Origin of the sequence: Streptomyces eurythermus (assembly GCF_014649115.1) — a bacterium.
In the GTDB taxonomy this organism is placed as follows: domain Bacteria; phylum Actinomycetota; class Actinomycetes; order Streptomycetales; family Streptomycetaceae; genus Streptomyces; species Streptomyces eurythermus.
The window spans coordinates 38,842-60,359 of the sequence record NZ_BMSK01000026.1; the positions used below are offsets into that span (position 1 = coordinate 38,842).

The following is a 21,518-nucleotide window of genomic DNA, read 5'->3' on the forward strand; positions in this document are numbered from 1 at the left end:
GTACGGCGGTACCTCGTCGTCGTCCGGTCGGGAACCGGCGCGGGGGCGGGCACGCGGCCCCACCGGAAGGTCACCGGTGGGGCCGCGTGCCGTCCGTGCGCGGTCAGCTGAAGCTGCCCAGCTCGTCGTCCAGGATGCCGAACAGCTCGTCGGCCGTGGCCGTCTCCAGCCCCGTCCCGGCGCTCTGCCCGGTGCCGTTGTCCCGCCACTCCCCGGTGCCGTCCCAGCGGGCGGTGAGGGTGCGCAGCCGGGCGGCCACCCGGGCGCGCTGCTCCTCGTCCAGCGCGGGCGAGTCCAGCGCGCTCCCCGACAGCTCCTCCAGGCGCACCACCTCGGCCTCGATGTCGACCGGGGCGGCGGCGCCGTCGACGCCCAGTTCCGCGAGCAGGTGCCGGGCGAGGGTGTCGGAGGTCGGGTAGTCGAAGGTGAGGGTGGTGGACAGCCGCAGGCCGGTGTCCGCGCCGAGCCGGTTGCGCAGTTCCAGTGCGGCCAGCGAGTCCACGCCCAGGTCGCCCAGGGGGCGCTGGGGGTCGACGGCGCCGGCGGAGCCGTGTCCGAGGACGTCGGCGACATGGCCGCGGACCGTCTCCACCAGCAGGTTCAGGGCGTCGGCGGCGCCGAGGCGGGCCAGCCGGTCCGGCAGCGCCTCGACGGTGGCGGCGGCCACGGGGGCGGCCGCCGGGCGGGCGGTGCGCCGTACGGCCGCGGGGGCGAGGCCCCGTACCAGGGCGGGGGCGTCCTCGGTGACCTGCACGCGGACCGGCAGCAGCAGGGCCCGGTCGGCGGCCTGGACTCCCACGGTGGTGGGCGTGTCCCCTGCCGTCGGCGTGCCCTCGGTGGTCAGCGCGCGGTCGAACAGGGCCAGGGCCCGGTCGGCGGGCAGCGGGAGGATGCCGTCGCGGGCCAGGCGGCGCAGCTCGGTCTCGCCGAGCCCGGCCGCCATGCCCTCCCCGGTGTCCCACAGCCCCCAGCCCAGCGAGAGGGCGGGCAGCCCCTCGGTGCGCCGCCGCGCGGCCAGGGCGTCCAGGAAGGCGTTCGCGGCGGCGTAGTTGGCCTGGCCCGCCGCGCCCAGGGTGCCGGCGGCGGAGGAGAACAGCACGAACGCGGCGAGGCCGAGGCCGCGGGTCAGCTCGTGCAGGTGCCAGGCGGCGTCCGCCTTGGGCCGCATGACCTCCTGGAGCCGCTCGGGGGTGAGGTCGGTGACCAGGCCGTCGTCGAGGACGCCCGCGGCGTGCACCACGGCGGTCAGCGGGTGCGCGTCCGGCACGGACGCCAGCAGACCGGCGAGCGCGTCCCGGTCGGTCACGTCACAGGCGGCCACGGTCACGGTCGCGCCCAGGGCGGCCAGGTCGTCCAGGAGGCCGGGCTCGGGCAGCCGCCCGCCGCGGCCGGCCAGCAGCAGCCGCCGTACCCCGTGCCGGGTGACCAGGTGCCGGGCCAGCAGCCGCCCGAGGCTGCCGGTACCGCCGGTGACCAGGACGGTTCCCGCCGGGTCCAGAGCGGATTCCCGGGCGGGTCCCGCCGGGGCCGTGGCGGACCCGCGAGCGGTTTCCCCCGGCTCCGGCTCCGGGTCCGGGTCCGTGACGCGGGTCAGCTCCGGCGCGTACACCGTGCCGGTACGCAGGGCGAGTTCGGGGGCACCGGTGGCCACGGCGGCCGCGAGGACGGCGGCCGAGGCGGGGTCGCCGTCGGTGTCGGCCAGCACGAACCGGCCGGGGTGCTCGACCGCCGCCGACCGCACCAGGCCCCAGATCACGGCCTGCGCCGGATCGGGCGCGTCGTCGGCGTGGACGGCGACGGCCGACCGGGTCAGCACCACCAGCGGCGCGTCCCCCGGTTCCCCGGCGAGGTGCCGGCGCAGCGCGGCGAGGGCGCGTACGGCGCTCTCGCGGGCCGCGACGGGCGGTTCGGCGCCGGGGCCCGGGTCCACGGTGAGGGTGAGCGGCGCGGGCCCGAAGTCCCCCGCCGCGACCGGTAGTTCGGTCCACCGTACGCGGAACAGGTCGCCGGGCTCGGGCGCGGCCGCGTGCAGCCGGCCGGCGGTCACCTCACGGATGCGCAGGGAGGCCACCTCGGCCACCGGCGCGCCCGTGCCGTCGTACAGGCCGAGGGTCATGTGGCCGGTGCCGTGCGGGGTCAGCCGCAGCCGGACCGCCGTGGCGCCGGTCGCGTACACGGTGACGCCCTCCCAGGAGAAGGGCAGGGTGAGCACGGTCGGGTCCTGGCCGTCGAGCAGGTCGATGGCGTGCAGGGTGGAGTCGAGCAGCGCCGGGTGCAGGGCGAAGCCGTCGGCCGCGGCGGGGTCGGGCAGGGCGAGTTCGGCCCAGACCTCCTCGCCGAGCCGCCAGGCGCCGCGCAGGCAGCGGAACAGCGGGCCGTAGGCGTAGCCCTGCGCGGCCAGGTGGTCGTAGGTGCCGGTGACGTCCACGGGGACGGCGCCCGCGGGCGGCCAGTCGGTCGCGGCGGCCGGCTCCGGCGCGGTGCGCGGGGCGAGGACGCCGGTGGCGTGCCGGGTCCACGCGCCGTCGGTGTCCTCCGGGCGGGCGTGCACGGTGAGCCGCCGGCGCCCGTCGGCGTCGGGTGCCGCCGCGGACACCTGGAGGTGGACGGCTCCGTGCCCGGGCAGCACCAGCGGGCGTTCCAGGGTGAGTTCGGCCAGGTGCGGGCAGCCGGTGCGGTCGCCGGCCTGGACGGCCAGTTCGACGAAGGCGCTGCCCGGGACGAGGACCACGCCCGCCACGGCGTGGTCGCCGAGCCAAGGGTGGGTGGCCAGGGAGAGGCGGCCGGTCAGCGTGACCCGGTCGTCGTCGGCCAGGTCCAGGGCCGCGCCGAGCATCGGGTGCCCGGCCGGGGCCTGGCCGAGGCCGCCCGCGTCGGTGACCGCGCCGGGCTCGTCCTCCAGCCACAGCCGCCGCCGCTGGAAGGCGTAGGTGGGCAGGTCGGTGCGGCGGGCGCCGGTGCCGGCGAACACCCCCGGCCAGTCGACGGGGACCCCGCGGACGTGGGCGGTGCCGAGCAGGGCCGCGTAGGTCCGCTCCTCGTCCCGGTCGCGGCGCAGCGCCGGGACGAACGCCGCCCCTTCGGTGTCGGCGAGGGCGGGTGCGCCCAGGGCCGACAGCACGGCGTCCGGGCCGAGTTCGAGGAAGGTGCGCACCCCGTCGGCCGCCAGCGCGCGGACGGCGTCGCCGAAGCGGACCGTCTCGCGGACGTGGCGCACCCAGTAGCCGGGGTCGCACACCTCCTCCTCGCCCGCGCGGGCTCCGGTCAGGTTGGAGACGAGGGGGATCGCGGGCGGCGCGTAGCGCAGTTCGCGGGCCGTCTTCTCGAACTCCGCGAGCATCGGGTCCATCAGCGGGGAGTGGAAGGCGTGGCTGACCCGCAGCCGCTTGGTACGGCGGCCGGGGAAGGCGGCGGCGACCGCGGCCACGGCGGCCTCGATGCCGGAGACGACGACGGCGCGGGGTCCGTTGACGGCGGCGACGGACACCTCGGGACCGAGGTGGGGCAGCACCTCTTCCTCGGTGGCGTCGACGGCGAGCATCGCGCCCCCGGCGGGCAGCGCCTGCATCAGCCGGCCGCGCGCGGCGACCAGCCGGGCGGCGTCCGCGAGGTCCCAGACCCCGGCGGCGTGCGCGGCCGTCAGTTCGCCGATGGAGTGACCGGCCAGCAGGTCCGGGCGGACGCCGTGGGACTCCAGCAGCCGGTACAGCGCGGTCTCCACGGCGAACAGGGCGCTCTGGGTGTAGAGCGTGTGGTCGAGCAGGCCGGCGTCCTCGGTGCCGGGTTCGGCCCACATCACGTCCCGCAGCGGGCGGTCGAGGTGGGTGTCGAGCGCCTGGCAGACCTCGTCGAGCGCGTCCCGGAAGGCGGGGTGGGCGGCGTACAGGCCGCGGCCCATGCCGGGGTGCTGGGCGCCCTGGCCGGTGAAGAGGACGGCCGTCCTGCCGCCGGCGGGGCGGCCGCGGACCACGGCGTCGGAGGCGGTGCCGTCGGCCAGCGCGGTGAGCGCGGCGAGGAGTTCGTCCCCGTCGCGGGCGACGACGGCGGCCCGGTGGGTGAGGGCGGCGCGGTCCGTGGCGAGGGAGCGGGCGAGGTCGGGCAGCGGCCGGCCGGCGACCGCGCGCAGCCGGGCGGCCTGGGCGGCCAGTGCCTCGGGGGTGGCGCCGGAGACGACGAGCGGCAGCAGCGGGGCCGTGGCCGGGTCCGGTGCGGGCTCCTCGGCGGGTGCCTCCTCGAGGATGGCGTGGACGTTGGTGCCGCTGATCCCGAAGGAGGACACCCCGGCCCGGCGCGGCCGGTCCATGGCGGGCCAGTCCCGTTCCTCGGTCAGCAGCCGTACGTTCCCCGCCTCCCAGTCGACCTTCGTGGACGGCTCGTCCACGTGCAGGGTCCTGGGCAGGACGCCGTGCCGCATCGCCATCACCATCTTGATGACACCGGCGACCCCGGCGGCGGCCTGCGTGTGCCCGATGTTCGACTTCACCGAGCCCAGCCACAACGGCTGCTCCCGGTCCTGGCCGTAGGTGGCCAGCAACGCCTGCGCCTCGATCGGGTCACCCAGCGTCGTCCCCGTACCGTGCGCCTCCACCACGTCCACATCGGCGGTGGTCAGACGGGCCGAGGCCAGCGCCTGCCGGATCACCCGCTGCTGCGACGGACCGTTCGGCGCCGTCAGCCCGTTGGAGGCACCGTCCTGGTTCACGGCCGAACCCCGCAGGACCGCCAGTACCGGATGCCCGTTGCGCCGGGCGTCCGACAGCCGTTCCAGGACCAGCATGCCGGCGCCCTCGGACAGGGCGGTGCCGTCCGCCGCGTCGGCGAAGGACTTGGCGTGGCCGTCGGCGGCCAGGTTGCGCTGCCTGCTGAAGTCCACGAACGTGTCGACGGTCGACATCACGGACACCCCGCCGGCCAGCGCCAGCGCGCACTCCCCCTGCCGCAGCGCCTGCGCGGCCAGGTGCAGCGCCACCAGGGACGACGAGCACGCCGTGTCGACGGTGAGCGTCGGGCCCTCCAGGCCGAGGGCGTAGGCGACCCGGCCGGAGGCCACGCTGCCCAGGCTGCCGTTGCCGAGGTGGTCGCGCACGGCCTCGGGGACGCGGCGCAGCCGGCTGCCGTAGTCGTGGTACATGACGCCCGCGAAGACGCCGGTGCGGCTGCCGCGCACGGAGTGCGGGTCGATGCCGGCCCGTTCCAGCGCCTCCCAGGACGTCTCCAGCAGCAGCCGCTGCTGCGGGTCCATGGCCAGGGCCTCGCGCGGGCCGATGCCGAAGAAGTCGGGGTCGAAGTCGGCGGCGTCGTACAGGAATCCGCCGAACCGGGTGGAGGAGTGGCCGGCCTTGCCGGGCTCCGGGTCGTACAGGCCGTCCAGGTCCCAGCCGCGGTCGGCGGGGAAGGCGCCGATGCCGTCGCCGCCGTCGGCCAGCAGCCGCCACAGGTCCTCGGGCGTGGCGACGCCGCCGGGGTAGCGGCAGGCCATGGCGACGATGGCGACCGGTTCGTCCGCCTCCCGCGCGGTGACGTCGGCGGCGGGCTCGGCCCGTTCGCCGAACAGTTCCGTCCTGAGGTGGGCGACGAGCGCGCCCGCGTCCGGGTAGTCGAAGACCAGGGTGGCGGGCAGGCGCAGGCCCACCGCGGCGCCCAGGCGGTTGCGCAGTTCCACCGCGGTCAGCGAGTCGAAGCCGGACTCGCGGAAGGAGCGGCGCGGATCCAGCGTCATGTCGCTGCCGTGGCCGAGCACGGCGGCGACGTGGGTGCGGACCAGTTCCATGAGGGCCGCGTCGCGTTCGGCGGGGCCGAGGGCGGCGAGCCGGCCGGCGAGCGGGGCGGAGTCCGCGTGGGTGGCGGCGGTACGGCGGGCGCGGGCGGGCACCAGGCCGCGCAGCACGGCCGGAACCTCCGTGGCGCGGCGCAGGACGGCCAGGTCCAGGCCGACCGGGAGCAGCAGCGGCTCGGCGGCGCCCAGGGCGGCGTCGAGCAGGCGCAGGCCCTCCTCGGTGGTCAGCGGGCGGACCCCGGCGCGGGCCATGCGGGCCACGTCGGCGTCGGTGAGGTGGGCGGTCAGGCCGGTGCGCTGTGCCCAGAAACCCCAGGCCAGGGAGTGTGCGGGCAGTCCGTGGTGGCGGCGGTGGGCGGCGAGGGCGTCGAGGAAGGCGTTGGCGGCGGCGTAGCCGGACTGGCCGGCGCCGTCGAGGGTGCCGGCGGCGGAGGAGAACAGCACGAACGCGGCGAGGCCGAGGTCGCGGGTCAGCTCGTGCAGGTGCCAGGCGGCGTCGGCCTTGGGCCGCAGTACGGCGGCCAGGCGCTCGCCGGTCTGGTCGGTCACCAGGCCGTCGTCCAGGACGCCGGCGAGGTGGACGACGGCGGTCAGCGGGCGGTGCGGCGGTATCCCGTCGAGGAGCCGGGCCAGTTGCTCCCGGTCGGCGGCGTCGCAGCGGGCCACGGTGATCTCCGCGTCCAGGCCGGCGAAGTCGTCGGCGGCGGTGCCGCTGCGGCCGGCCAGCATCACGTGGCGGACGCCGTGCTCGGTGACCAGGTGCCGGGCGACCAGGGCGCCGAGCACTCCGGTGCCGCCGGTGATCAGCACGGTGCCCTCCGGGTCGAGGGCCGGTGCCGGTCCGTCCGGGAGGGCGCGGGCGAGCCGGGGCACCCGCACGGTGCCGTCACGCAGGGCGAGCTGGGGTTCTCCGGTGGCCGCGGCCACGGCCACCGCGGTGTCCGGGTCCTCGCCGTCCACGAGGACGAACCGCCCCGGATGCTCCCCCTGGGCGGCCCGGACCAGCCCCCAGACGGCGGCGCCCGCCAGGTCGGTGACGTCCTCCTCCCCCGCCGCCACGGCGCCCCGGGTGAGGACCAGCAGCCGGGCGGAGGCGGTGCGTTCGTCGGCCAGCCAGTCCTGTACGGCGGTCAGCACGCGCTCGGCCGCCCGGTGCGCGCCGCTGCCCGGGCCGTCGCCGCCGGCGGGCAGCACCGCCCAGGCGGGCACGGTCTCCAGCGCGGCCGGGCCCCGTTCGTCCAGGACGGCGTACTCGGGCGCGGGCGTCTCGGGGGCGGGCAGGGCCGGCCAGTCCAGCCGGTACAGGGCGTCGGGGCGGGCGGCGGTGAGCGCGGCCGGGTCGACGGGCCGGGAGACGAGGGCCTCGACCTCGGCGACCGGGGCGCCCGTGGGGTCGGCCAGCCGGACGGACAGCGTCTCGTCGCCGTGCAGCCGGACCCGCAGGGCGGTGGCGCCGGCCGCGTACAGCGAGACCCCGGTCCAGGAGAACGGCAGCAGGGCGGTGTCCTGGCCGCCCGCGGTGAGGCCGCCGGCGTGCAGCGCGGCGTCGAACAGGGCCGGGTGCAGGGCGAACGCGTCGGCGTCCACGGGGAGTTCGACCTCGGCGAAGGTCTCGTCGCCGCGCCGCCACAGGGCGCGCAGCCCCTGGAAGGCGGGCCCGTAGTCGTAGCCGAGGGCGGCCAGGCGGTCGTAGGCGTCCTCGGTGGGTACGGGCTCCGCGCCCGGGGGCGGCCAGGCCGTGAGGTCGAAGGCGGGCGCACCGGTCTGGGGGGCGAGCAGGCCGGTGGCGTGCCGGGTCCAGGCGTCGTCGTCGGCGCCCTCGGGGCGGGAGTGGACGGTCAGCGCGCGGTGCCCGGTGTCGTCGGCGGCGGCCACGTGCAGCTGGAGCTGGACGGCGCCCCGCTCGGGCAGGGTCAGCGGGGCCTGGAGGGTGAGTTCGGCCAGGTGCGCGCAGCCGAGCCGGTGACCCGCGCCGAGGGCGAGTTCGGCCAGGGCGGTGCCGGGCAGCAGGGGGGTGCCGGAGACGGCGTGGTCGGCCAGCCAGGGCGTGGTCGCGGTGGCGAGCCGGCCGGTGAACACGATGCCGCCCCCGGCGACCGGGACGGCGGCGCCCAGCAGGGGGTGGCCGGTGCTCTGCAGTCCGGCCGCGGTGACGTCGCCGCCGCCGGCGGACCGGCCGAGCCAGTACCGCTCGCGCTGGAAGGCGTAGGTCGGCAGGTCGGCGGGACGGACCGGCAGGCCGTCGAAGACGGGCGTCCAGTCCACCGGGACGCCGGCGACGAATGCCTCGCCGAGGGCGGTCAGCAGGCGCTCGGCGCCGCCGTCGTCGCGGTGCAGGGAGCCGAGGGCGGTGATGTGGGCGTCGGCGGTGTCGGCGGTCTCCTCGACGCTGTGCAGCAGCACGGGGTGCGGGCTGCACTCGACGAACACCCCGTACCCGGCGTCGAGCAGGGTCCGGGTGGCGGGCTCGAACAGCACGGTCTGCCGCAGGTTGGTGTACCAGTAGCCGGCGTCCAGGCCGGTGGTGTCGAGGCGGGCGCCGGTGACGGTGGAGTAGAACGGCACCTCGGCGGGCCGGGGCCGGATGTCCGCGAGGTCGGTGAGCAGCCGCTCCCGGACCGCCTCGACGTGCGCGGAGTGCGAGGCGTAGTCCACGGGGAGCCGCTTGGCGCGGTGCCCGCCGACCACGATGGTCTCGCGGAGCGCGTCCAGGGCGTCGGCGTCGCCGGACAGCACCACGGAGGAGGCGCCGTTGACGGCGGCCACCGAGACCCGGCCGTCGTAAGGGGTGAGGAGGTCGCGCACCCGGGCCTCGGGCAGGGCCACCGACATCATGCCGCCGCGGTCGGAGAGTTCCCGGGCGATGGCCTGGCTGCGCAGGGCCACGACGCGGGCGCCGTCGGCGAGGGACAGCGCGCCGGCCACACAGGCGGCGGCGATCTCGCCCTGGGAGTGGCCGACGACGGCGGCCGGCCGGATCCCGTGGGCGCGCCACACCTCGGCGAGGGACACCATGATCGCCCACAGCACGGGCTGGACGACGTCCACGCGGTCCAGCGGCTGCCGGGCCCGTACGGTCTCGATGAGGTCCCAGTCGGTGACGGGGGCGAGGGCCGTGGCGCAGTGGGCCATGCGCGCGGCGAACACCGGGGAGGCGTCGAGGAGGTCGGCGGCCATGCCGGCCCACTGGGAGCCCTGGCCGGGGAAGACGAAGGCGATGCGGGACTCCGGCGCGGGCCGGCCGCGCACCACGTTCGGCGCGGTGTCGTCGCCCTCGGCGAGGGCGGTCAGCCCGGCGGCGAGGGCGGAGGGACCGGCGGCGGTGACGACGGCCCGTTCGTCCAGCGCGGCGCGCCCGGTGGCGAGGGTGTGCGCGATGTCCGGGACGGGGTCGGTGGCGGTGGCGAGGTGGTCGAGGAGGCGGCGGGCCTGGGCGGCCAGGCCCTGGGGGCCGTTGCCGGAGAGCACCAGCGGGAGCGGGCCGGTCCAGGCGGGGTCCGCGGCGCGGGGCTCGGTCTCGGGGGCGGCCTCCACGATGACGTGGGCGTTGGTGCCGCTGATGCCGAAGGAGGAGACGGCGGCGCGGCGGGGCTCGCCGTCGGCGGGCCAGTCCCGTGCCTCGCGGAGCAGTTCGACGGCGCCCGCCTCCCAGTCGACCTGGGTGGTGGGCCGGTCGGCGTGCAGGGTCCTGGGGAGCCGGCCGTGCCGCATGGCCATCACCATCTTGATGACGCCGGCGACCCCGGCGGCGGCCTGGGTGTGCCCGATGTTGGACTTGACGGAGCCCAGCCAGAGCGGCTCGGCGCGGTCCTGGCCGTAGGTGGCGAGCAGGGCCTGGGCCTCGATGGGGTCGCCGAGCGGGGTGCCGGTGCCGTGCGCCTCGACGGCGTGCACCTGGCGGGGTTCCAGCCGGGCGTTGGCGAGGGCGGCGCGGATGACGCGCTGCTGGGAGGGGCCGTTGGGGGCGGTGAGGCCGTTGGAGGCGCCGTCCTGGTTGACGGCGGAGCCGCGCACGACGGCCAGGACGCGGTGGCCGTTGCGGCGGGCGTCGGAGAGCCGTTCCAGCAGGAGCAGTCCGGCGCCCTCGCCCCAGCCGGTGCCGTCGGCGCCGTCGGCGAAGGACTTGCAGCGGCCGTCGAGGGCGAGGCCGCGCTGGCGGGAGAAGTCGATGAAGGTGTCCGGGGTGGACATCACGGTCACGCCGCCGGCCAGGGCGAGGGTGCACTCGCCGGTGCGCAGGGCCTGTACGGCGAGGTGGAGGGCGACCAGGGAGGAGGAGCAGGCGGTGTCGACGGTGACGGCGGGCCCTTCCAGGCCGAGGAGGTAGGAGACGCGGCCGGAGGCGACGCTGCCGAGGTTGCCGTTGCCGAGGTAGCCCTCGACGCCCTCCGGGACCTCGGTGAGCCAGCTGCCGTAGTCGTGGTACATGACGCCCGCGTAGATGCCGGTGCGGCTGCCCTTGAGGGTGTGCGGGTCGATGCCGGCGCGTTCGAAGGCCTCCCAGGCGGTCTCCAGCAGCAGCCGCTGCTGCGGGTCCATGGCGAGGGCCTCGCGGGGGCTGATGCCGAAGAAGCCGGGGTCGAACCGGGCCGCGTCGTAAAGGAACCCGCCTTCGCGGACGTGGGTGCGGCCGGGGGCGTCCGGGTCGGGGTCGTAGATGGCCTCGGTGTCCCAGCCCCGGTCGTCGGGGAAGTCTCCGACGGCGTCCGTGCCCGTGTCGACCAGCTGCCACAGCTGCTCGGGGGTCTGGACGCCGCCGGGGTAGCGGCAGCTCATGGCAACGATCGCCACGGGCTCGTGCGCCGCCTCGGTGATCTGGTCGTTGTGCCGGCGCAGCCGCTCGTTCTCTAGCAACGACTCGCGCAGCGCCTCGACGATCTGCTCGACGGATGTGTCCACGGTCGGTGTCGCTCCCTGCTGGCTCGGCGGCGCTGGTGACGCGGTGAGGGTGCGCCGGTACGGGTGGCCCGGTGCCGGACGCGGCGCGTCGTCCGGCACGCGGGTGGTCACTGGGGGGCGGTGCGGTCGAGGGCGGCGCGCACCAGGTCGGCCACGGCCATGGTCCTGATGTCCCCCGCCGGTTCGGCGGGGGCGGGTTCCGCGGCGGGCTCGGACAGCTTCAGCAGGCTGTCGAGCAGGCCTGCGGCACGCAGGCGGGCGACGGGGATGCGGGAGATCAGGGCGCGCACCTCGTCGTCGTCGCCGGGCGCGGCCGGCTCGGGCTGGGGCCGCAGCCGCTCGAGGAGGTGAGCGGCGAGGGCGGCCGGGGTGGGGTGGTCGAAGATGAGGGTGGAGGGCAGGCGCAGTCCGCCGGCCGTGTTCAGGCGGTTGCGCAGTTCGACGGCGGCGAGCGAGTCGAAGCCCAGTTCGGTGAAGGCGCGGCGGGGTTCGACGGCGGCGGGTCCGGGGTGGCCGAGGACGGCGGCCACCTCGGTGCGGACCGCCTCCAGCACGGTGTGTTCGTGGTCGGCGGCGGGCAGTTCGGCCAGGCGTTCGCCGAGGGTGCGGGCGTGCTCGGCGCGCTCCGGGCGGGCGGTGACGCCGGCCAGGGTGCGCAGCACGGCCGGGACGTCATCGGCGCGGCGGCGCAGGACGGCGGTGTCCAGCCGCACCGGGACCAGGGCGGGGGTGTCCGTGGCCACGGCGGCGTCGAACAGCTCCAGTGCCTCGTCCGGGTCGAGCGCGCCGATGCCGGTGCGTTCGATGCGCTGGACGTCGGCCCGGTCGAGGGCGGCGCCCATGCCGCCGCCGGACCACAGGCCCCAGGCGAGGGAGGTGGCGGGCAGGCCGAGGGCGGCGCGGTGGGCGGCGAGGGCGTCCAGGAAGGCGTTGGCGGCGGCGTAGTTGCCCTGGCCGGAGGCGTCGAGGGTGCCGGCGGCCGAGGAGAACAGCACGAAGTGGGCGAGTTCCCGCTCCCGGGTCAGTTCGTGCAGGTGCCAGGCGGCGTCCGCCTTGGGCCTGAGGACGGTGTCCAGCCGTGCCGGGGTCAGCGAGCCGATCAGGGCGTCGTCCAGGACGCCGGCGGTGTGCACGACGCTGTCGACGGGGTGCGCGGCGAGCAGGGCGGCGAGCGCGGTGTGGTCGGCCGCGTCGCAGGCGACGATGTCGGCTTCGGCTCCGAGGGCGGCGAGGTCGGCGCGCAGTGCGGCGGCGCCGGGCGCCCCGGGTCCGCGGCGGCTGGTCAGCACCAGGCGGGTGACGCCGTGCCGGGCGGCCAGGTGGCGGGCGACCAGGGCGCCGAGTCCGCCGGTGCCGCCGGTGACGAGGACGGTGCCCCACGGCCGGCCGGTGCCGCCGGTGTCGTCGGCGCGGACCAGCCGGGGCGCGTGCGCCGTGCCGCCGCGCCAGTGGACCTCGGGTTCCCCGGAGTCGAGGAGGGCGGCGAGCGCGGCCCGGTCGGGTACGGGCGCGTCGGGCGCGGCCCGGGTGACGAGCAGGATCCGGCCGGGGTCCTCGGCCTGTGCGGCCCGCACCAGCCCGTGCACGGCCGCGTCGGCGAGCGAGCCGCCGGTGAGGACCACGAGCACCGAGCCGGCGTACCGGTCGTCGCCCGTCCACGCCTGGAGGACGTCCAGGGTGCGGCCGAGCGCGCCGCGCACGGCGCCGGGCAGGTCGTCGGTGCCGGGTGCGGTGACGGGCAGGATCACCACGTCGGGGACGGTGGTGCCGAGTGCGTCCAGGTGGGGGTGGACCGGGGCGCCTAGGCCGAGGTCGTCGTCGCCGAGGACCGCCCAGCCACGGCGGTCGGGGCGTCCGGCGGCCTCGGGCAGGGGGGTTTCGGTGACGGCGTAGAGGTGGCGGTGGCGGCGGGTGAGCCGGTCGGCGGCGTAGGGCCGGGTGACGTAGGAGGCGACGGTGGCCAGGGGCCGGCCGTCGGTGTCGGCCAGCTCGATGCGGGTGCCGTCGGGGCCGGGGGTGATCCGGACCCGGGCGGTGACGGACGCCTGGGCGTGCGCGGTGACACCGGTCCAGGCGAAGGGCAGGGCGATGCCGTCGGCCGGCCCGTCGGGTGCCGGCTCGCCGTCGAGCAGGGAGGTGACGTGCAGGGCGGAGTCCAGCAGCGCGGGGTGCAGGACGTGCCGGGCGGCGTCCTGGGCCGCGTGGGCGGGCAGTTCGAGGTCGGCGAGCAGGGTGTCCCCGTCCCGCCAGGCGGCCCTCACGCCCCGGAAGACGGGGCCGTAGTCGTAGCCCTCGGTGTGCAGGCGCGGGTAGAGGCCGCCGACGTCGAGCGGGGTGGCCCCGGGCGGCGGCCAGGCCCCGGACTCGGGCGCGGGTGCGGGTGCGGCGCCGGAGCCGGTGAGGGTGCCGGTGGCGTGGTGGGTCCAGCCCTCGTCGGCGGGGGCCCGTTCGGCGCGGGAGTGGATGTCCACGGTGCCGTCGGCGCGGGCGGCGACCTGGAGGCGTACGGCGGTGTCCCCGGGCAGCGCCAGAGGGGCGTGCAGGGTGAGCTCCTCCAGGACGGGACGGCCGGTCAGGCGTCCGGCGTGCAGGGCGAGGTCGACCAGGGCGGCGCCGGGCACCAGGACCGTGCCCAGCACGGCGTGGTCGGCGAGAACCGGGTGGGTGGCGGTGGAGATCCGGCCGGTGAGCAGGACCCCGGCGTCGCCGGGCAGGTCCAGGCGGGCGCTGACCAGCGGGTGTCCGGCGGTGGCGAGCCCGTGCCCGGCGGCGTCGCCGGCGGTGACGGCGGGCGTGGGCAGCCAGTACGGGCGGTGCTCGAAGGCGTACGTGGGCAGGTCGACCGGGCGGCCCGGGTAACCCTCGTACAGCACGCCCCAGTCGACGTCGAAGCCCCGGGTGTGGACGGCGGCCAGGGCGGCGAGCAGTCCGGGCAGGGGGGCGGTGTCCTTGCGGGCGGCGGGGACGAAGGCGGTGTCCTCGGCGTCCGGCAGGCAGTCGGGGCCGAGGGCGGTGAGCACGGGCGCGGCGCCGAGTTCGAGGAAGGTGCCGGTGCCCTGCGCGGCCAGGGTGGCGACCGCGTCGGCGAACCGTACGGTCTCCCGTACGTGCCGTGCCCAGTAGTCGGCGGAGCCGAGGTCGGCGGCGGTGGCGGGGGCGCCGGTGAGGGTGGAGACGATCGGCAGGACCGGTTCGGCGGCCCGCAGCCCGGCCATGACCTCCCGGAACCCGTCGAGCATGGGTGCCATGCGGGGCGAGTGGAAGGCGTGCGAGACGCGCAGCCGGCGGGCGCCGGGGAAGTGCGCGGCGATCTCGGCGACGGCGTCCTCGTCGCCGGAGACGACCACGGACCGGGGGCCGTTGACGGCGGCGATCGCGCACCGCTCGCCGTCCACCAGCGCGGCCACCTCCTCCTCGGACGCCTGGACGGCGGCCATCGCGCCGCCCGCGGGCAGCGCCTGCATGAGCCGGCCGCGGGCGGCGACGGCGGTGACGGCGTCCGGCAGCGACCACACGCCCGCGACGTGCGCGGCGGCGAACTCGCCGACGGAGTGCCCGGCCAGCCGGTCGGGGCGCAGTCCGAAGGACTCCAGCAGCCGGTAGAGGGCGACCTGGGTGGTGAACAGGGCGGCCTGGGTGTAGGCGGTCTGTTCCAGGGTGCCGGCGTCGTCGCCGAGGACGACCTCGGCGAGGGGCCGTTCGAGGTGCTTGTCGAAGAGTGCGGCGATGCGGTCGAAGTGCTCGGCGTAGACGGGGAAGGCGTCGTACCAGTCGCGGCCCATGCCGGGGCGCTGGGCGCCCTGGCCGGAGAACAGGTAGGCCAGGCCGCCGTCGGTGGCGGAGCCGGTGACGAGCAGTCCGGGTGCCTCGGTGCCGTGGGCGAGGGCGCGCAGGGCGGTGGCGGCCTGGTCGTCGCCGGTGGCGAGGAGGACGGCGCGGTGGGGGTGGGTGGCGCGGGTGGTGGCCAGGGCCCGGCCGAGGTCGGCGGGGGCGGTGCCGGTCAGGTCCAGCAGCCGTCGGGCCTGGCCGCGCAGGGCCTCGGGTGAGCGGGCGGAGACCGGGAGGGCGAGCACCGGCGGGGCGGTGGCGGGGTCCGGTTCGGCGGGCTCGGGCTCGGCGGGCTCCTCCAGGATCACATGGGCGTTGGTGCCGCTGATCCCGAAGGAGGAGACGCCCGCCCGGCGGGCCCGGCCGGTGGCGGGCCACGGACGCGGCTCGGTGAGCAGTTCCACGGCGCCGGCGCTCCAGTCGACCTGGGTCGAGGGCTGGTCCACGTGCAGGGTCCTGGGCAGCACGCCGTGCCGCATCGCCATGACCATCTTGATGACTCCGGCGACCCCGGCGGCGGCCTGGGTGTGGCCCATGTTCGACTTGACGGAGCCCAGCCACAGCGGCTGTTCGCGGTCCTGGCCGTAGGTGGCCAGCAGCGCCTGCGCCTCGATCGGGTCACCCAGCGTCGTCCCCGTACCGTGGGCCTCCACGGCGTCCACGTCGGCCGGGGTGAGCCCGGCGGCGGTGAGCGCGGCGCGGATGACGCGTTGCTGGGAGGGGCCGTTGGGGGCGGTCAGGCCGTTGGAGGCGCCGTCGGAGTTGACTGCGGAGCCGCGCACCAGGGCGAGGACCCGGTGCCCGTGGCGGCGGGCGTCGGAGAGGCGTTCCACGACGAGGACGCCGGCGCCCTCGCCCCAGCCGGTGCCGTCGGCGCCGTCGGCGAAGGACTTGCAGCGGCCGTCGGCGGCCAGTCCGCGCTGCCGGGCGAAGTCCACGAAGGTGTCCGGTGTCGACATGACGGTGACGCCGCCGACCAGGGCGAGGTCGCATTCGCCCTGGCGCAGCGCCTGGGCCGCCAGGTGCAGGGTGACCAGCGAGGAGGAGCAGGCGGTGTCGACGGTGACGGCCGGTCCCTCCAGGCCGAGGGCGTAGGCGACCCGGCCGGAGACGACGCTGCCGAGGCTGCCGTTGCCCAGGTAGGCGGCGAGGTCCTCGGGGACCTCGGCGAGCCGGATGCCGTAGTCGTGGTACATGACGCCGGCGAACACGCCGGTGCGGGAGCCGCGCAGCCGGTGCGGGTCGATGGCGGAGCGCTCCAGGGCCTCCCAGGACACCTCCAGCAGCAGCCGCTGCTGGGGGTCCATGGCGGTGGCCTCGCGCGGGCCGATGCCGAAGAAGGCGGCGTCGAACTCGGCCGCGTCGTACAGGAAGGCGCCCTCGCGGGTGTAGGTGCGGCCGGGGATGCCGGGCTCGGGGTCGTAGAGCGCCTCGGTGTCCCAGCCGCGGTCCGTGGGGAAGCCGCCGACCGCGTCGGTGCCGTCGGCGACGAGCCGCCACAGGTCCTCCGGGGAGCGGACGTCTCCGGGGTAGCGGCAGCTCATGCCGACGATGACGATCGGGTCGTCGTCGGTCGCGGTGCGGGCGGGGGCGGCGGGGTCCTCCTCCGGGCCGGTGCCGAAGAGGCGGTCGCGGATGTGACCGGCCAGGGCGCGGGAGGTGGGGTGGTCGAAGACGAGGGTGGCGGGCAGCCGCAGCCCGGTGGCGGTGTTCAGCCGGTTGCGCAGTTCGACGGCGGCGAGCGAGTCGAATCCGAGGTCGGTGAAGGCCCGGCCGGGGTCGACGGCGGCCGGGCCGTCGTGCCGCAGGACGGCCGCGACCTCGGTGCGCACGAGGTCGAGCAGGGCGCGGTCGCGGTCGGCGGCGGGCAGCGCGGCGAGCCGTCCGTCCGTGGCCGGTGCGGGGGCGGTGCGCGCCGTGGCCCGGCGGGTGGCCGGGCGGACGAGGCCGGTCAGCAGCGGCGGTACGCCGTCGGGGCGGCGGCGGACGGCGGCGGTGTCGATCTCCACGGGCACCAGGTGCGGGGCGCGGGAGCGCACGGCGGCGTCGAACAGCTCCAGGGAGCGGGCGGCGGTCAGTCCGGGCACGCCGTAGGCGGCGATGCGGTCCCGGGCGGCCTGGTCCAGGTCGGCGCCCATGCCGCGGTCGGTGGCCCACAGGCCCCAGCCGAGGGAGGTGGCGGGCAGGCCGAGGGCGGCGCGGTGGGCGGCGAGGGCGTCCAGGTAGGCGTTGGCGGCGGCGTAGTTGCCCTGGCCGGCTCCGTCGAGGACGGCGGCGAGGGAGGAGAACAGCACGAAGCGGGAGAGCTCGCGGTCCCGGGTCAGTTCGTGCAGGTGCCAGGCGCCCAGGGCCTTGGCGTGGAAGACCTCGTCCACCATCGCGTCGGTGAGGGTGTCCACGGTGCCGTCGTGGACGGTGCCCGCCGCGTGCACGACGGAGTCCACCGGGTGCCGCTCCAGCAGGCGGCGCAGCGCCTCGCGGTCGCCGGTGTCGCAGGCGGCCACGGTCACCTCGGCGCCCAGCGCGGTCAGTTCGGCGCGCAGGTCCGGGGCGGTCCCGCGGCGGCCGGCGAGGACCAGTCGGCGTACTCCGTGGGCGGTCACCAGGTGGCGGGCGAGGAGCGCGCCGAGGCCGCCGGTGCCGCCGGTGACGAGCACGGTGCCCCAGTCGGCGGCGGGGGCGTCGCCGGCCGGCTGCGCGACCAGCCGGGGCACGCTGAACGCGCCGTCGGCGAGGGAGAGTTCGGGTTCGCCGGTGGCGAGGGCGCGGCGCAGACCGGCCTCGTCGGGCAGCGCCTCGTGCTCGATCAGGACGTAGCGGCCGGGGTTCTCGGCCTGGGCGGAGCGGACCAGGCCGCGGACGGCCGCGTGGGCGGGGCTTTCGGGCGGGGTGACGACGACCAGCCGGGTACCGGCGAGGCGTTCGTCCGTCTGCCAGGTGCGCAACAGATCGAGGACGTCGCGGACATGGGCGCGGGCCAGGGTCGCGTCGGCGTCCACGGGGCCGGGGACGCGGTGCACGACGGCGTCCGGGGCGGGCCCGTCCCCCAGCGGTTCGGTGACGTCCGTGAGGACGGCGGTCCGCAGCGGTTCGGTGGCCGCGGGCCGGGGATACGGCTGCCATCGCACCGTGTACAGCAGGTCCTGGTCCGGTACGGGCCGGGAGGTCAGGGCCTCGACGGCGGCCACCGGGGCGCCGGTGGGGTCGGCGAGGTGCACGGCGATGGTGTCGCCGCCCCGGCGGGTGATCCGTACGCGCAGGGCGGTGGCGCCGGTGGCGTGCAGGGTGACACCGGTCCAGGCGAACGGCACCAGCACCTCGGGCCGCGGCGGGGTGCCGAGGTCGGCGGCGTGCAGGGCGGCGTCGAGCAGCGCCGGATGCAGCCCGAAGGCGCCGGCGTCGGCGGTGGCTTCCTCGGGCAGGGCGACCTCGGCGTAGACGTCGTCGCCGTGCCGCCAGGCGGCGCGCAGTCCCTGGAAGGCGGGCCCGTAGTCGTAGCCCTGGCCGGCGAGTGCCGCGTAGACGCCGGTGGTGTCCAGCGGCCGGGCGTCCCGCGGCGGCCACTCGGCGGGGGCGGCCGGGGCGGGCGGGGCGGTGGTGGTGAGGAACCCGGTGGCGTGCTGGGTCCAGGGCGCTGCCTGGTCCGCGCGGCTGTGCACGGTGACGGCGCGCCGGCCGGTGGCGTCGGGTTCCCCGACGGCGACCTGTACGGCGATGTCCTCCTCGGGGCGCAGCACCAGGGGGGCGCCGAGGGTCAGTTCCTCCAGGGTGCTCGCGCCGGCGTGGTCGCCCGCGCGCAGGACGAGTTCGACGAAGGCGGTGCCGGGGAAGAGGATCCGGCCGGCGATGACGTGGTCGGCGAGCCAGGGCTGGGCGCGGGTGGAGAGGCGGCCGGTGAGGACGACGCCCTCGGCGCCGACGGCGACCACGGCGGCCAGCAGCGGATGCCCGGCGGGGAGCTGGCCGAGGCCGGTGGCGTCGGTGCCGGTGCGCTGTTCCAGCCAGAAGCGGCGCCGCTGGAAGGGGTAACCGGGCAGGTCGATGCGGCTCCCGCCGAGGCCGGCGAAGTGCCGCCGCCAGTAGACGGGGACGCCCCGGGCGTGGGCGGCGGCGAGCGCGGTGAGGGCCTCGCGCGGCTCGGGCCGCTCGCGCCGCAGCACCGGCAGGAACGCGGTGCCGGGTACGTCGGTGCAGTCCGGGCCCAGGGCGGACAGCACGGCGTCCGGGCCGACCTCGAGGAAGGTGCGGGTGCCGGCGTCGGCGAGGGAGCGGACGGCGTCGTGGAAGCGGACCTTGGCGCGGACGTGCTCCACCCAGTACTCGGGGTCGCGCAGTTCGGCGGTGACGGGGCCGCCGGTGACGGTGGAGACGACCGGCAGCCGCGGCTCGGCGTAGTCCAGGACGTGTGCGATCCGGCGGAACTCGGCCAGCATCGGTTCCATCAGCGGCGAGTGGAAGGCGTGGCCGACCCGCAGCCGCTTGCTGTCGTGGCCTTGCGCGGCCAGTTCGGCGGCGATCAGCTCCACGTCGGCCGCGTCCCCGGAGACGACGACGGCGCCGGGCCCGTTGACGGCGGCGATGCCGGTGCGCGCGGTGAGCAGGGGGGTCACCTGGTCCTCGGCGGCCCGTACGGCGAGCATGGCGCCGCCTTCGGGCAGGGCCTGCATGAGCCGGCCGCGGGCGGCGACCAGGATCGTGGCGTCCTGGAGGGTGAGGACGCCGGCGACGTGGGCGGCGGCGATCTCGCCGACGGAGTGCCCGGCGAGCTGGTCGGGGGTGAGGCCCCAGCTCTCCAGCAGCCGGTACAGGGCGACTTCCAGGGCGAACAGGGCGGGCTGCGCGTACTCGGTGCGGTGCAGCAGCGCGGCCTCGGGGGTGCCGGGCGCGGCGAACAGGATCTCCTTCAGCGGCCGGGCGAGCTGGAGGTCGAAGTGGGCGCAGATGTCGTCCAGGGCGTCGGCGAACACCGGGTGGGCGGCGGCGAGTTCGCGGCCCATGCCGGGGCGCTGGCTGCCCTGCCCGGTGAACAGGAAGGCGAGTTCGCCGTCGGCGCGGGCGGTGGGCGGGGTGGTGCCGGCGGCCAGGTCGCGCAGGGCGGCGCGCAGTTCGGCGCGGTCGGCGGCGACGAGGACGGCACGGTCGGGCAGCGTGGCCCGGGTGGTGGCCAGCGAGTGGGCGAGGTCCAGGAGAGGGGCCTCGTCCGCGAGGGGCAGCAGGTCGGCGGCGCGGGCCCGCAGGGCGGCCTCGCCCCGGGCGGACAGGACGAACGGCAGGGGTGTCCCGGCGGGCGGGGCCGGGCAGGGGTCCGGGGCGGACGCCGCGGACTCCGGCTCCGGTTCGGGGTGTTCGAGGATGACGTGCGCGTTGGTGCCGCTGACGCCGAACGAGGACACCCCGGCCCGCCGGGCCCGGCCGGTGTCGGGCCAGGGGCGCTGGGCGGTGACGAGTTCCACGGCCCCCGACGACCAGTCGACGTGCGGGGTGGGCGCGTCGACGTGGAGCGTGGCCGGTATCCGCCCGTGCCGCATGGCGAGGACGGTCTTGATCAGTCCGGCGGCGCCGGCGGCGGCCTGGGTGTGCCCGAGGTTGGACTTGACGGAGCCGAGCAGCAGGGGCGCGCCGGCGGGGCGGTCCTGACCGTAGGTGGCGAGCAGCGCGGTGGCCTCGATGGGGTCGCCGAGCCGGGTGCCGGTGCCGTGGGCCTCGACCACGTCGACGTCGGCTGCGGTCAGGCCGGCGTCGGCGAGCGCCCGGCGGATCAGCCGCTGCTGGGCGGTGCCGCTGGGCGCGGTCAGGCCGTTGGAGGCGCCGTCCTGGTTCACGGCCGAGCCGCGTATCAGGGCCAGCACCCGGTGCCCGTTGCGGCGGGCGTCGGACAGCCGTTCCAGGACGAGCACGCCGACGCCCTCGGCGAATCCGGTGCCGTCGGCGGCGGCGGAGAACGCCTTGCAGCGTCCGTCGGGGGCGAGGCCCCGCTGCCGGCTGAAGGCGGTGAACACCCCGGGGCCGCCCATGACGGCCACGCCTCCGGCGAGCGCGAGCGAGGACTCGCCCTGCCTGAGCGAGCGGCACGCCAGGTGCACGGCGACCAGGGCGGCGGAGCAGGCGGTGTCCACGGTGACCGCGGGCCCCTCGGTGCCCAGCACGTAGGCGACGCGGCCGGAGATGACGCTGTTGGCGTTCCCGGCGAGCAGGTAGGCGTCCAGGCCGTCCGGGGCGTCGTGCAGGCGCGGGCCGTACTCCTGGATCTCGGCGCCGAGGAACATCCCGGCCGGGGTGCCGCGCAGCGCCGTGGGGTCGATGCCGGCGTCCTCCAGGGCCTGCCAGGAGGTCTCCAGGACGAGCCGCTGCTGGGGGTCCATGCCGAGCGCCTCGCGCGGGCTGATGCCGAAGAAGTCGGCGTCGAACTCGGCGGCGGTGTCGAGGAATCCGCCGCTGCGCACGTAGGTGCTGCCGGGCACCTCGGGGTCCTCGTTATAGAGGGCGTCCAGGTCCCAGCCGCGGTCCTGGGGGAAGCCGGTCAGCACCTCGCCGCCGTCGGTGAGCAGCCGCCACAGGTCGGCGGGCGAGGCGATGCCGCCGGGGAAGCGGCAGCCCATGCCGACGACGGCGACCGGTTCGCCGGGGTCCGGGTCACCGGCCGGCTCGTCGGGGGTGTCCGGGGTGCCGTGGACCTCGGCGAGCAGCCGGGCCGTGAGGTCCTGGACGGTCGGGCAGTCGTAGGCGAGGCCGACCGGCAGGTCCAGGCCGGTGCGTGCGGTCAGCCGCCGGTGCAGGTCGACCGCGGCGAGCGAGTCGAGACCCTGCGCGGCGAGGGGGGCGGCCGCATCGAGCGGGGCCGCCGTGCCCGGCCGGGCCGTCTCGATCGCCTCGGCCACGGCCGTGCGCACCAGGTCGGTCACCAGCGCGCGGTGCCGGGACGGTACGGCCGTGGCGAGCCGTCGTGCCAGAGCTGAGTCGGATCCGGGCCCGTTCATCCACGCATCTCCACTTTCGGCCGACACCGGTTTTCCTC

General features: G+C 77.2%; 2 protein-coding genes. Both read right to left on the reverse strand.

Features of this window, described 5'->3' with window-relative positions:
- Positions 1 to 103: 103 nt before the first annotated feature.
- Positions 104 to 10,675, reverse strand: a complete 10,572-nt coding sequence (locus IE251_RS35450; RefSeq protein ID WP_189757055.1) for a type I polyketide synthase — start codon at positions 10,673 to 10,675, stop codon at positions 104 to 106.
- Positions 10,676 to 10,782: 107 nt separating this feature from the next.
- The gene (locus IE251_RS35455; protein ID WP_189757056.1) at positions 10,783 to 21,480 is read right to left on the reverse strand and encodes a type I polyketide synthase; all 10,698 of its coding nucleotides are present in this window, start codon (positions 21,478 to 21,480) and stop codon (positions 10,783 to 10,785) included.
- Positions 21,481 to 21,518 lie beyond the last annotated feature (38 nt).

Excerpts from the sequence above, each read along its gene's own strand:
- IE251_RS35455 (WP_189757056.1), bottom strand. The coding sequence starts at position 21,480 with ATGAACGGGCCCGGATCCGACTCAGCTCTGGCACGACGGCTCGCCACG.